A 14,922-nucleotide genomic window follows, 5' to 3' on the forward strand; every position below is an offset into this window, starting at 1 on the left:
CAAAGACGTGCAACCAAAAATAAACTAACAAACCAGTTTATATATTGTTTGAATATGAGGAGAGGAGAGAAAAGAAAACAAACTCCCTTTCTATATAACCCGCCAACTTATGAGACGGACCTCGCAACACCCCTTTGCTGATGCGAATCATACTCCTGTAATTTTCATTTTACTTCGTCTTTCTGCAATAAAAAAATAGTTGTTTTTCGCCAAAAAAAGAAATTCACTTCATTTAATCGACATTAATAAAAAGCAACGATTACACACGCCCCGTTTAAAAACAAAACGCATAAAACAATAAATACACAAACAAGGAAAAAAGTGCCGACACCGAGAAAGTCAAGAAATTGTGACGACAAACTAAAAATAGACCTAGAAAAGAAGAAGGAAAACGAGAACTAAAAAGATGATTAGCAAAGAAAAATGAACTTCAGAGAAACATAGAGAAAATGCATAAGGTTAATTTCGCACAAACCAGACTGATAAAATCATACATCCCCTCAATAAAAAACAGCAATGAATTGGGGTTGTATTTACTATATTCAGCACTTCCCGCTATTTGTTCGCACGAACGGTGAACAAGGACACGGCTATTCACCTATCGTTGAATTAACCAATGCCGAACCATGTTATTTATTAGGGCTGAAACAGCCCTAAACTGATAAACCATTCAGATCTTTTACTAACACCAGAGACCCATTTTGGGTCGCATTCAGACGAATCTGTTTTACCAGGTTGTATTCAGGGTCGTTATAGAAATCCATCGCGGCTATTTCAGATTCAAACTGGACAATCACGTTGATCATGCTGCCTTTTCCTTCCAGCACATACCCACGATCATCGGCAACCAGAAGCTTTCCTCCGTGTTTGGTTAACAAAAAATCTGCCGCACTGGCGTAGTCATCGTGTGCTTGAGCATCCTCAATATCGTAACTCGCAATTAAATATGCAGACATAGCGTTTCTCCTCTCTTTCTTCAGCTTTACAGGGTGTCAATTGACGATTTGTAAAGCCTAGATTAGACTTTACACCATGTCAAGCGAAACCAATGAAACAAAAAAGCGGATTCTTCAGGCCGCATGGGAGCTAATGGAAGCCCATCGGGGTCAAGATATCAGCATGAATGCCATTGCCAAATCAGTGGGGATCTCCCGCCAAGCCGTGTATTTGCACTACTCCTCTCGCACCGAGTTAATGATCGAGACAATGAAATACGTTGATGACGTGAAGGGGCTCAACGCTCGTCTCGAACGTTTAGAGGAAGCCAGTACCGGCATTGAACTTATCGATATTTTTGTCGACGTCTGGGGAAACTACATCCCTGAAATCTACGGCTTAGCTAAAGCCTTACTAAGAACCCGCGATACAGACGAGGCTATGGCCGCTGCGTGGGATACGAATATGAGCTGTCTACGAGAAGTGTGCGAAAAAATAATAGACATGCTTGAAGAGGAAGGCGCTCTCGCTTCACAGTGGTCCAAAGATGAAGCCACTGAGTTGCTTTGGGCAATGCTCTCGATTACCAATTGGGAACAGTTTATTTATGAGTGTGGTTGGTCAAACACCCAATATGTCGATGGCATGAAAAAACTGTTAAGACAAACCTTGATTGAGTAATTTACCTGGAAGCAAAATACTCACATTCAGGAACGCCGGATCAAATTCTCCTACCCGCCGCTCGCGCGGATGAATAAAAAACACGAAGTGCCGGTGATTTATTTACAAGGCCGGTGGTTACAGGAGATTGGCTTTGCCATCGACAGTCAGCACCTCATCGAACGAAAAACTAATAAACTCATTATTACTTTGCTTAAGAAGAAGGAATGAAAGCGACTAAAAACCTTAAGGTTAGCTCGCACCTTGACCTATTTAATTAGCCCCTACCCAAACCTTTAATAAAACTAACATACCTAATCAACTTTCACTTCTTAATCTCCTGAATAGATTTTGTATCAACCAACGCAACTGGTAGTTTTGAATTATTTATTTAATAGGCCTTTCCTGCCTCGACTATTTGAAACCAAAAACCATAGAAATTAAATAACTTTTTGGCTTCAATGATTAAACTCACAGAAGAGGTTATTTTTTATATCTGACTCAATTTCCTTTTTCACATAAGTTTTTTTTAATAAAAAATTCTCGGCCAAATCAACCTCTATCAAATAATTCTCATAAACATAAAAGAATGAGCACTTCAAACTATTACTTAACTTCATACAGTCACCAACCCACAAATCATAGGCACCATCTTCAGGGCTAGTGGGTTTTCGAAAAATTTGCCAAGCATAGGTCTCCATTCGACGCTGCACTTTAATAAACCCTGAATTGACATCCTCAATCACAGCTGCGTTAAAACTACCAGTACGCTCAAATGCTTCTTGGATCAGTTCATGCTTATTGTATTTACTAATCTCGGACTCATTCAAAACCATAAGTGAGTATGATAAATAATCCATATTACCCATTGGCACGCCTAATTTACTTACCAAATCATCAAACAGCGTGTCGCCAGAGCGATATGTAACTTTCAACATACCAGCGCTTTTATCAAAGCCTGACGTACCCACACCGGATGATAACAATTGAACCGATCTCTCATCTAGACAAACTCTCTTACCATTAAAGTACATTTCATTCTCGCCATTGCTCTTAGAACAAGAAATTAAAAATAAAGCACCCAACAAAAAAATTAAACGTTTCATAGTTAAAAAGCTTTATCGCAGTCAGGACAATAAATAGCACGATGAACAAAATAAATCGGATTATCCGCTGAGTAATTAAACGGTATATTCCCTCCATAAAATCTTGTTGGAATACTATGATCCTCAAAAACAGAAAGGTGGTACCTCTGTACTTGCTCAGCATTTAAGTAATGAGGAATTGAATGCTTATCTAGATCAACAGCCCGAACATGAGCTCGCATCAGATCAACACCTAAAGCTTCCAAATCAACATCCACTCCGTTTATCTGCCCCCCCAACTTTGCAAAGAAATTTGCTGCCTTACCGGTAATCAGGCCATCATCATTAACGATATCCAAAGCGGTTTGCCCCATTGGATCACCTCTCTTTGCTCTTGATGTCCAAAAAGCCTTACGGTTTCCATCTGCTGCATAAGCTCGCTCTTCATCGGTTACAGGCACCCCCTTTTTCGCATCTGCGCTCTTCCGATGCTGGCTCTGACTCGCACTATTCAGCACATACACAAAGACACCTGTTGCTGCGCCATTGGCAAACTTACCGCCAGTGAGGGCTGAGCTGGTTCCTCCCGCTATTGCCGATTTCGCCGCATCGCCCCATGACCACTCGCTTCCCATTTGAGAGTTTACCGCAGCAGTAAACCCCGCTGCCGCAAAACCACTTCCAAAGTCCCCACCACTTAACTCAGCATTTATTCCACCAACCATACCATGCAGAATGACTTTATTTGCAACTCTTGTAGCACCAGTACCCAAACCTCCAGAGTGGTCGGCAACACCAATTGCATAGGTTGCTGCAGCCACTGCCCCCGCGCGAGCACCGGCTCTATATGCCATGGTTTTATCGCCCGTTTGAGCATATGTCATATTTTTAGCAAAGAAAGCTGCAACACCGATGACACATGGGGGACAAAAATACCCTACTACAACTGTTACTACGATCTGCACCACCATCGCAATATCTGGGTTTTTCGCCAACCAATTAAATACAGGCCGATGCAACTCTGTAGATATCTCAGAACCAAGATAACCTAACATAATATGCCTAGCATGAGTCGGCCCATGCCGCCCGCCAGCCAATACAAATGCTTTAAAGCCGGACAACTGCTTAAAGAAGAACCCACTAGGGTCTGTTGCATTCAATGGGTTATTCAATACATAGCTGTAGCGGTTTAGGCTTGCAATATTCGTCGGTTCTTGAATATGGGGATCGGCCTGAAGAAAACGACCTAGCTTGGCATCATATATACGACCATTCATGTGAATGATTTCCATTTCATCCACCATTTCATGACCAGTAAACCCTCTTATGGTGAAAGGTTTTTGTGACACAAAGAAATTACTATTAATTTCCGCACTAACTAAATCCTGCCATGTATCGGTGTTTCTTCTTTCTCCCCATGGGTCAAATGCCATTTCTTGAACGATATCCCCGACGGCATTAGTCATTAAGTTTATCGAACCGAGGTGATCCTTGTGCATAAACAAAAGCTCTCGCTCTGTTTCAATATCAGACGCATTAAATTTATGGGTAACCTGTGCAATACCTCCAATATTGCGTTTCCAATGCACAGATCCATCCGGGTAATAGACTTTTTCAACCGAACCGATATACAGCCTGGTTGTCTGTTTATTATCCGTATCTGTATCCACTCTCTTATAGCGGTTTCGACCAGTACTATAATAAAAATTGGTTTTACGGCCGGCTTTTTCTAGCTGCTGAATTTTATTAAATGTGGTGTACGCAAGCGTCCTACCCCGGCCGTCATTCGTCATATTTCCGGCAGCATCATAGGCATAACTTACGTTCCCAGCGCTTGAAACGGCATGAGGACCATAACCTAGGTAACTATAACTCCCTACGTCCGATTTATAGGTAATATTACCAATCTCATCATAGTCGACGCTGGAGGAATGAGTCACATCCCCTGTAACGTTATAATTGGTTAATCGATTTAGGCTGTCGTAAGTAAACGCTTCCTTCAAATTACGATCTGCCCCAGATTTTTTAACGCCAGTATCATGTCGGTGAGCAAGATTACCACCATGATCCCAACGCATTTCCATATCTTGTAAAATCGCCAAACCAGTATGCGCTTGTAAACGCTCTATTAGACCTGAACGTGCGTTATAAAATGCCGATGTTGATGTAACTCCTCCGCCAAGATCATATTCAGTAATATTTCCACGCGTATCCATGCTGAGAATTTCATAGTAGTCCTGAACACTTGCTCCACTTATAAACTCTGCATCGCTCACTTTAGATAAGAAGCCATAATTATTGTAGAAATGCTGCACCCCGGCGCTATCAAAAACCGCCCCATTTCTTGCAGAATCAAATATCTGAAACGTACGCCCATACTGGTCATATGTCGTTTTTTGGTAATGAGTCTGAGTTTCAGCAGGACTGCCAGGGATCGTTGTTGCTTTTTGGTTCATTCGCCCCAAGATATCGTAGCCATACCTAGCAGAATAACCAGAAACACTATCGAACTCTTGTTGTAGGTTGCCCAGACTAACCTGAGTAGTCCCATTTTCACTGATTACGTCATACACCCAAAATGCATGGGCAACAATCGTTCCTATAGGAGCATCACAGGAGCTACCCGCAGACGCGGCATAATCAATACGTTCAACCAGCCTACCTTTGAAATCATATTTTGATTCGACAATATTTCCCAGCGAATCCATTTGGCAGGTTAGCTCACCTAGATTGTTATATTTGTAGTACCACTCACCTTTGTCTGGATCATTCATATACGTCTTATTCCCTAAGACATCATAATTCATTGAGATAACATTTGAATTTGGATCCGTTACATTTTTTAAATTACCGTTTACGTCGTATACGTAAGTAGAAATGCTTAACATATTGTCTTGTACAGATACGACTTCACCCAAAACATTTTTTGTTGTTATTTTTTGATGTCCCTGAGTATTTATTTCTGTGGTCGAAAAGCCGCTATGTGATATACGAGTAGTTGCCAATGTCATAGATGGCATCCCCAAGTTATCAGTTTCGTAAAAAGGCAGGGTAACTTTGTTTGCTCGATCAAAGATATCGTAATCTGAAGCATTTATTGAAGTCCAATAAATAGCATCACCAGACCTATATGGTTCACTTTTTCTAAGCAAATGGTTAAGGCTGTCATACTCTGAGTCAGTAAAAACCCAGCTCCCATCAAAGCCTTTCGCGGCAGTTCTTATGGTGCGCCCCAAGATATCACTACACTTAAAAGCTTCACCACCGCCGGCCTTCTTCACATTTTGCTTTATAACAGCGCCGACTGGACACTGAATCAAGTTGGATTTCGATGCCGTCGTTACCATATAGCCTCCAGACGAATCTGCACTGAAATACGGTGTACCAAACGGCGTCGTCGCGGACACACTTACGGTGATCGAATTACCATTATTGTTATTAACAGAGATAGGGGCGCCATAAATATCTCGCGATTGAACATAGCGCACCTTCCTAACAGTAGAAAAGGTATTATTCGCCAGATCATTGTAGTTAGCATCTGGAGATGGAGTTTCTCCAGTTAGAGCATTACTAAAAACATCATATGTAGATTCAATATAACGCCCTGAAACATCAAATTCTGAATAAGCTGATAAACGTGTTTTTTGGGCACCATGATCTAAAGTTGAGGTAAAGGTTTCATTACCAAACTGATCATAAAAGTGACGAGTAGTGATAATATTTGTGTTATCAATAACAAGTTTTTCTTCACAGAGCATTCCAGTTAACACTCCGCCATGCGCGAAATCACCACTAGAGCAAGTTCCAGTCACGTCATAGTACGTAAATTCACTAGACTTTGTAGACGTTGCTGGCGAAGTACTTGGACGAGTTACTGTAACCGTTGCTGATGACAAACGACCAAGCCTCTTTTCTTCAACAGTCGAACCGAACTCACTGACAGTTGAAGTCTCAACAAAAAAATCCGTATCAATTTCATTTGTATCATTGCTGCCCGCGCGTATTTTTTCAACTAATGAAATTACATTACCATAACTATCAATATCTTTAGCAACTTGGGTAGTAGACAGTGCCCCCCCCTGCGTTTGGCCGTTATCTACGAGTTCGTATTGAGTTTCCTCTGATAAATTGTCAAAGATCTGTAATGAGCCAAGAGCTTTGAACCCCTGTGTTGAAACATCAACGTTTTTCAACGCATCGTAGTTATATACACTATAGGCATTTTTTGATTTTCTTAGAGTAACCCCTGCATTTGAACTTACAATAGTTGATTTTGGTCGACCGACATACGGCCAATCCTGCCTGTAGGTTGTAGTTGTAGTAACACCGCGCTGAACATCCAAAGTGGTTAATGCCTGATACCCCAAGAACCCCACACCTCCGGGTTGCACGCGAAGTTGATGATAGTGATAGTCCACTCTATTTGTAGCGTTGTTATCAGAACTACTCGGAGCTCGAGAAGAAACAGAGGTAACCACTGGAATAGCTCCAGCATATTCTATGACCGGCGCATAATAAGAAGAAATCAATCGATTATCTTCAGTGGCGAGATCAGCGAAAGGATCATTCACACTCCGGTAGAAGTCATCCTTATTAAGTGAGTACATTGTTTGAGTTTCACATATTTGTTTAACTTCGAATCGTTCCCTATTGACTAAAGTATTATAACAAGACTCATACTGCGTCTCACTTACACCCGCCAAGCCTTCATTTGACGTGTAGTGACCAGAGTGAATGAGAGAGGCATAACTAATATTTGTTTTGTTTCCTATGCCATCCTCAATCGAATAAATGTATGCTCCACTATTTTTAAGATCATGCAAACCATTGTGGATATATGTACTTTTATCAGCAAAATCTGTACGAATAAAATCAACAGCACCATCCGCGTTAATATCATTAAAACTATACTGATTCTCCTCCAGATAATTTGCTACGAATATATCAATACCTGTCGGGTCAAAGACATCCAAAGCCGGGTTCCAGGGAAAATACATAACACGACTTCTATCCGTATTAAAAGCGAGTATATCTGGATGTTTATCCTGATTATAATCAGCAAATTCAACAGCTATTTTCCTATCATCCCCCCAGGAAAAATACTCAGTTGGATTCGAAAATCCATTCCCCGTATTTATCAAGAAACGCCAGCCATTACCATGCTGTTCGAACAATTTTGTATTTGCATTATACTTTTGCACATTTGCGAAGTAAGCCAGATCAGGTAGCCCATCCGTATTAAAGTCTGCAAATTTTACTTTAGGTATAGAGGAGAAATACGAGCCTGGACTTGACATCCCCTGAGTGACATCATAATTTGAAGGCAAGCCATAAATACTCTCAACGTATTCAAAGACCCCGTCATTTTGAGTAAATAACGCTAAAAAACTTGACGGTCTTTCTATCGAAGAAGATCGTGGATCAGGACAATTTGGCGCGGAGCATACAATAATATTTCCAGTAATTTTTACAACGATATCTGATTTCCCGTCACCATTAAGATCAACCAGTGTTGGTAAACTTGCCCCGTTGCCAACTATCGATTTTCCAGTTATAGAAAAAATCTCCGGCGTCGTAGAGAACTTGTAATATTCATCGCTCGTCACAGGTTGCAAGGAATCTCTTTGAAGGTAATAAACCGATATTTGGTTGTTATCCTGCACTCCTGTAATAGCATCGGAAAGACCATCAGAATTAAAATCTGCGAACTGAACTTCAGAAGGAAGACTTAGATCACGCCTATAAACCAACCGCCATTCACCTCCGCTGCGAGGTTCTGACAAATATAACTTCCAGTATTGATTGTTCGGATCCTCCGTATTTTTAACTAACAGATCTTGACGACCATCGCCGTTATAATCAATAGGCACTAACTCCGCAGGAACAAAAGAGGAAGAAGTGAAGCTGGCATTACCTATAGACATTTCTGTAAACTGACTAGAGCCATCTTGAGTAAAAGCGTAATAAATTCTTTGGGTATATTGATTATTCGCGTAAGTAGTACCAACCCAAGCCAAGTCTCTTCGCCCATCGCCATTTATATCTAGATATGTTGTAGCACCAACTTGATAGTTGGAATTGGATAGACTAATTGACTTAGTGTAGTTAGAAGGAATACCTATATTCGGTGTTTTCCATTCAAATTTGGTTTCAGGAAGGCAGTTAGTTGTAGAAACACACTCTTCGATTCCCGATAAACGGCTAAGTTTATCGGTGGATATATTCGCACCTCGTTGATCATAATTTAGTTTATATTTCCTGAGTAAGTTACCGTTACTGAATGAATCTATAGAAACTATTCGTTTTCTAGTATTAAACCTATACCCAGACACATAACCGTGAAGGTAGTCTTCCCTCTCTTGGTAATTAATTTTAATATGAGCACCCGGATTAGGTGATTGACCGTACGCGAAGTTAATCCGATCCAAAGCAAACAAAGTTTGGTCATTAATATAAGTATATGAAATAGGATTCCCGACACTATCCTCAAAGTGCGACTCAGCCCAAGTTAGAACTTTGTCTCCCAATACATTACCAGCTTCATCGTATGCAGTTTGCTCCGAATTATGTATCCCTTCCCCACCATAATACGCATGAGATCCATCTTTTCCTTCAACTTTAAAATAATCGGGATTTCCTATAGCCCCACCAACTGCGGTAACAAATAGTCCACCATCGACTTCTGTTTTATATGTACTTCCTATAGATCCATAACTACCGCTTACCACCAACAATCGCTGCCCATTAATACAGAATCGGTCATCCGAACCCCAACTTATTGACCCAGGGTTTCTATCCAGAGAAAGAGTTTGTCCACAGCGAGTAATCGCCCCACCACTGGCCAAATGCCACCCCAAGCCAGCGGTTCCATTTGGTCCAGAACTGATATAATTCAAAGAAACTTGCGGAGTTACACCGGCAGTACCTACTGCAGACATAATAGGGAAGGAATAAGTAGCCGCACCGGATTCGTTCACTTTAAACACTCCCGCAGCAACACTCGTCTGATCCGTTGCATCAACTTCTGCTTGACTAACAATACTCGAAGCATCAGCCAGCATAGGAAGTATGGGCGTATTCACAAGTCCACGAGGGGCAATAACATTAACTTGTGAAGGGAGATCTGAATCAGAACTAGCAATCACAACCAAAGATGGATTCGAGCCAGATGAAAGCAATCTAAAGTCAGTCAACCCATCAGCATCAACATCCTCAAAAACGTAATCCATATCGGGAGCAAACAATATCAAACTAACCAATTGAGCTTCCGTTAACTCTACTAACACAGGAGAAGAGTAGGCTGTAGAAGAATCCTTATAAATAACAAAACTTTTAGGAGAAGGTAAAACTACCGGTGTAATAATATCGCCATGAAGTAAAATAACCTGTTGCTTCCCTTTAAGATAAATATCTTGGTCACCGTCTCCATCAATATCACCGTGGTATACATCAAATTTATTTTGGTCAAACTCAACGGCAACAACATTTGTGCTTAACAAAGCAATGAGTGACAGCAACAAAAACAACACGGAACGGTAAGACATGGCCAAACTCCATCTATATATTTATTAGACAGCAATCGTAAATAAGGCCAAGCGCTATGAATGAGTGAGGTTTTATCTGAACAGATACCAGACATGCCTGAAATGCAGGCTCCTTCCCACTATAGAAGAGAAACTTTCTCCTCTTTATTCCACAAAAAAAATCAGGCTTTATATCGTTTGCTTAAACTGCAGGCAAGATACTATCCCTAACATTTTACTTAAGTCAACAAGTGCACTGAAATTTATTAGATTAAACTTATATTAAACTAAAGTTTTACCCCTGCTGCAACAACTCCCTTAAATCAATAATCGCCGCATTGGCTCGTGAAATATAAGAAGCCATAACAAGGGAATGGTTAGCCAGCATACCGAAGCCGCTGCCATTTAATATCATAGGGCTGTACACAGGTTGCTGCGTCGCTTCTAATTCACGAATTATTTGCTGCAAGCTCACTCGTGCATTTTTCTTTTCAAGTACGTCTGCAAAATCTTTTTCTATTGCTTTGAGAAAATGAATTAATGCCCAGGCACTGCCTCTTGCCTCATAAAACACATCGTCGATTTTTGACCAGGGTGTTTTGATGTCCATTTCTTTTGGTGCTCGTGTGGCTTGTTGTGCAGCGGTATCTCCAGCTAAATCTGTATTTAGTCGACGCTGCCCAACACTGGCACTTAAGCGCTGGGACAAACTCCCTAAACGCGTTTCAACAGTACGCAGCCAATAGTTTAAATTGTCTGCCCGCGCATAAAATTGGGCATTATGTTCTTCTTTGTCAGCTAAGCGTTGAATATATTTTTGAATAAAGACCATACCTTCCCGGTATTCGCCTTCGGTTTGGGGGAGCAACCAACTTTTATTATCAAAATTAAAACGCGATTCGGCTAACGCAAGATCTTTATCTTCGGTGGATTGCGATTGAGAGCGGCTGAATGCTTCCCGCATGGCTTTAGTTAGATCACGCACCTGAATTAACACACCATATTCCCAGTTGGGTACGTTATCCATCCAGACTCCCGGCGGGGCTATATCATTAGACAGATAACCACCACGCTTATGCAGCATAGTGTCGACCACCCCCACAAGAGAAGAGGTCGTAATAACACCGGTTACCAACTGTGTTTCGTCCTGACTCACTTGTGTTAGCGCATATTCTCGCACTGCAAATTGATCCGGTTCGAAGTTCCAGTAAAAACCCACTGCAACAGCAATAACAAAATACACAACCAGAGCAGTTAAACCGATTTTTACCCATCGATTGGATTCATTTATGTCACCACGAAAATCCAACCACCGGGTCTCGGCAAATTTTTTTATCCCATCCACTGAGCCAGATACTTTTTTTAGCATTACAACACCCTGTTTAATTTTATTTATGTGAACGAACGTCGACTTGTGTCATTAGGTAATGACCACCTTCAAATTCCAAATTTAATTCAAATTGATCATTTTCTTTTAACGGCTTTTCTATATCAAAAACCATCAAATGGTATCCACCCGGTTCAAAAACCAGCTTGGCTTTGGGGTCAAGGGTGAGATGCGGCACATGGCGCATTTGCATCATCCCGTTTTCATATATATTTCTATGAACTTCCACTTTGCTGGCAATGGGAGAATGCACGTAATTCAGTATATGAGTTCTACCTGTTTTATTTTCCAGCGTTAAATATACTGCACCCACCGTTTTCCCCGGCGGCAGAGCATACATAAAAGCATTGGTGACAACCAATTGTTGCTCCGGCTCTTTTTCAACATTTTTCGCATCACAGGCAACAATTGCCGCAGCGATTAAAGCGTAAACGACCAATCGTAGTAAAAAACTGCTTTTATGGCGATAGACAACAAGCTCTTTTGCCACTTTTCCCCCAAGTGATTATGTGTTTAATAATTCATCGCTCGGCAGACCAAACCAGAACCCCTGACCACCATTGACACCGAGCGCCAACATGGTTTGCCATTGAGATTCTGTTTCAACTCCGTCTGCGTAGATTTTAACATCGCTGCTCTGCGCAATTCTTATTAAGTTTTTAATATAGTGCTGAATCTCTTTATCGTGCTGAATATTAGCCACAAACCGTCGGTCTACTTTAACGTATTCAAGCGGTAAACTCAGCAGGCAACCCAATGCCGCCGGCATATTGCCAAAGTGATCCAGAGCAATGGCATAGCCCGCCGCTTCGGCACCGCACGCAAAACCGTATAGGGTTTCTTTTGGCCAACGCAAGGCGCGCTCTGGCAATTCCAAAATAATACGCTGGGCAATATTTTTCCCACTGGGTAACTGTTCACACATCCAGCGATTAAACCCCTGCCGAACTACAGATTGCGGTGAAATATTGATGGTAATTCTTACATCGGGATATTGATCAAGCAATGCCACTGCCCGCGTTAACGCAAGCTTATCCATCGCTTCTGTCAGGTGGTAGCGCTCCACCAAAGGCCAAAATAACGCCGCATTAAGCATATCCCCGCCTTCCTGTACACGAGCCAGGGCTTCGTACTGATTTATCCTTCGCCCCAACTGGTCATACAGTGGCAGATATTGAAAACTCAACGACGCTTGGGAAATAACTCTTCGCAAATGCTCGAGCCATTCTCCTGCAGGACGAGTAAGAGCCTTCCTGTCACCCAACACGTAGAGTTCATATTCTTTGTCTGACGAGGATTTCACACTGCGAATCGCAGTATCTGCCGCACTCAGCATATCCGGTACGGAGCTGACGTTTTCCGCAAATGCGGCACCAAGCCATATGCTTAAACGGGTTTCGCCTTCTTTACCCAGCGGCTCGGATGCGGCTTCAGACATCAGGTCATCTAACTCATTCAGTTGCGCTTTGAAATTCTCCAAGAGGGTTTCGGCCTCGTCCTGCAGCACTCCTGGAATAAACACACAAAAACTCACGCCACCTCGACGACCTGTAAGGGCTCCCGACCAGGATTCGGCGAACTTTCGAATTACATTGGCGATATCGCGAACCAGCTTGTCGCCCGCCTCCATGCCATACGCAGCGTTAAAATCTGCCATGCCGCTGAGTTCGGTAAGCAGCAATAAACCCGGACCTCCACCGTTATCTTCCTGAATCCAGGCATTTAGCCGATCGTCAAACTCTTTACGACTTGGCAAACCACTCAGGTAATCCGTTGCCGTTTCTTCACGTAGGTTTTGAGCGATTTCCACTTGCTGCTGAAACATTTCGCTGACTTTTTGCGAAAGCTTATTCATTGCCTCAACAACCCGCTTTAATTCCGGCACCTTGGGAATATCCTGCTGCAGAGAAAAATCCTTCTTACAGATTGCATCCGCCTGCAGCTCCACTTTATGCAATGGACGTAGGAGATACTGTAAACCGACACCCACACCACCGTAGCAAGCAACTGCGACAAATATGAAGAGCCATAACTGCTCAATAAACATGCGCCACAGATCCCGGTAGGCATAACCCGGATGAGAAACCACCTGCAGCACTCCCAACCTCATCCAGCCAGACATAATATCGGTTGTACCGGAATAGGCAGGTAATTCAATCAGAGAGACAAACCAGCTCGGAACACCTTCGATCTCGATACCACGTTCACGGGAAACGACCGCCGCTCCATCCATACGCGTATAGCGGATGCTGAGATAATAACCACGATCAAAAATCGCATTAACCATCGCCTCCATCTGGGCAGTATCCCCGGCTTCAGCGGCTTTAGACATACTGAACCCTAACGATGTGGCCGTATCCTCTGAAAGCGCCTGCATTTGCTCAGCAAAATAGTCTTTGGCGTTGTAGGTACTTACTATCATGTTCGCAGCCAACAACACTGAGAAAATAATACTGATAGCAAGAATTAAACGGCGAATAAGAGCCATCGAGCAACCTTGTTGAATGTATTAATACACTCTTTATTGTAGAGGAGGCAGAAGCTTCAAACGTGGCTTTCGATCAAGCTTGATATCACCACGAACCCGATACCCAGGAACAGCCTCTTTCATTTGACTATATATCCACCGACCTTCAGCATCCGTTCGAGCAAAGATCATAACCGACTCTTGTGACTCTCTTAGTCTGGAAGCCACATCCGCCAGGTACTCTTGCATTGCGGGAGTGCGCTTACTCAATGCATATGCCGGTAAAGCAAACTCACTTACGGTTAAGTCACCGGGGTGAGCATCGGGGATTTTCTTTTGCTGCGCAACATACGCATTCTGCCTGTGATTGTTTTCACGCTTGAGTCGCATCAATAACTCGTTAGCGGGGTAATAGAGTTCAGCCTGAGATAGTAAGCGTTTACTTTTTGAAAACTGGTTTGCCTCTGTCGCCTGGCGAATTAACTCCGCATAGCGAATCAATATCGCTTGAACACCGGATCGAGCCTGCTGGCTGTTTGGGTTCAACATCAACACCGACTGGAACAGGTCATAGGCATTATCATGCTCCGGCGACGTAAGATTACCGTTACGAAAAGCCAGTTCTGCGCGCTTGAGCATCTTCACTTCGACAGATTCTTTTGGTGGCGGTGGCGCCAACATTACCGGAGCAACTCTGGGTTCATTCTTTTGAGTGCTTATGCCCCCGCACGACTGAGTGAGGACACAAAGAAAAAACACCAGAAAAATGGACAAATGACGGACAAGCACTAATCTCACCTTTTCGTAGACCTTGAGACCAAGCATTATTCTATACTCACGAGCAAATAAGTAGATTACCCGGCT

The 14,922-nt window shown here is 42.5% G+C and carries 9 protein-coding genes; 2 read left to right on the forward strand and 7 right to left on the reverse strand.

Going from position 1 to position 14,922, the window contains the following annotated elements; all coding sequences use genetic code 11:
- Positions 1-653: 653 nt before the first annotated feature.
- Positions 654-956 carry a DUF1330 domain-containing protein gene (locus P5V12_RS16385; RefSeq protein ID WP_316954168.1) on the reverse strand — a complete coding sequence of 101 codons (303 nt, stop codon included), beginning with the start codon at positions 954-956 and terminating at the stop codon, positions 654-656.
- A gap of 76 nt (positions 957-1,032) precedes the next feature.
- Between P5V12_RS16385 and P5V12_RS16390 the strand changes: the two genes are divergently transcribed.
- Together P5V12_RS16390 and P5V12_RS21805 are read left to right on the forward strand one after the other, a co-directional pair.
- Complete coding sequence (locus P5V12_RS16390; RefSeq protein WP_316954169.1) at positions 1,033-1,617, forward strand: TetR/AcrR family transcriptional regulator; 585 nt, start codon at positions 1,033-1,035, stop codon at positions 1,615-1,617.
- Positions 1,618-1,686: 69 nt separating this feature from the next.
- Positions 1,687-1,827, forward strand: a complete 141-nt coding sequence (locus P5V12_RS21805) for a SymE family type I addiction module toxin (protein WP_410483298.1) — start codon at positions 1,687-1,689, stop codon at positions 1,825-1,827.
- A 227-nt stretch (positions 1,828-2,054) separates the two neighbouring features.
- Here the strand turns inward: P5V12_RS21805 and P5V12_RS16395 are convergent, their stop codons facing one another.
- The 6 genes from P5V12_RS16395 to P5V12_RS16420 form a co-directional block, all read right to left on the reverse strand.
- On the reverse strand, positions 2,055-2,702 hold the full coding sequence (locus P5V12_RS16395) for a hypothetical protein (RefSeq protein WP_316954170.1): 648 nt from the start codon (positions 2,700-2,702) through the stop codon (positions 2,055-2,057).
- A gap of 2 nt (positions 2,703-2,704) precedes the next feature.
- Positions 2,705-10,225 carry an FG-GAP-like repeat-containing protein gene (locus P5V12_RS16400; protein WP_316954171.1) on the reverse strand — a complete coding sequence of 2,507 codons (7,521 nt, stop codon included), beginning with the start codon at positions 10,223-10,225 and terminating at the stop codon, positions 2,705-2,707.
- Between the two features lie 274 nt (positions 10,226-10,499).
- Positions 10,500-11,573, reverse strand: coding sequence for a DUF2333 family protein (locus P5V12_RS16405; RefSeq protein WP_316954172.1), 1,074 nt, complete (start codon positions 11,571-11,573; stop codon positions 10,500-10,502).
- Between the two features lie 19 nt (positions 11,574-11,592).
- On the reverse strand, positions 11,593-12,081 hold the full coding sequence (locus P5V12_RS16410; protein WP_316954173.1) for a copper chaperone PCu(A)C: 489 nt from the start codon (positions 12,079-12,081) through the stop codon (positions 11,593-11,595).
- 15 nt (positions 12,082-12,096) lie between these two features.
- Positions 12,097-14,079: an EAL domain-containing protein gene (locus P5V12_RS16415; RefSeq protein WP_316954174.1), complete on the reverse strand. Its 1,983-nt coding sequence runs from the start codon at positions 14,077-14,079 to the stop codon at positions 12,097-12,099.
- Positions 14,080-14,112: 33 nt separating this feature from the next.
- Positions 14,113-14,739, reverse strand: coding sequence for an N-acetylglucosaminyltransferase (locus tag P5V12_RS16420; RefSeq protein WP_316954175.1), 627 nt, complete (start codon positions 14,737-14,739; stop codon positions 14,113-14,115).
- Positions 14,740-14,922 lie beyond the last annotated feature (183 nt).

Source organism: Teredinibacter sp. KSP-S5-2 (assembly GCF_032773895.1).
Lineage (GTDB): Bacteria > Pseudomonadota > Gammaproteobacteria > Pseudomonadales > Cellvibrionaceae.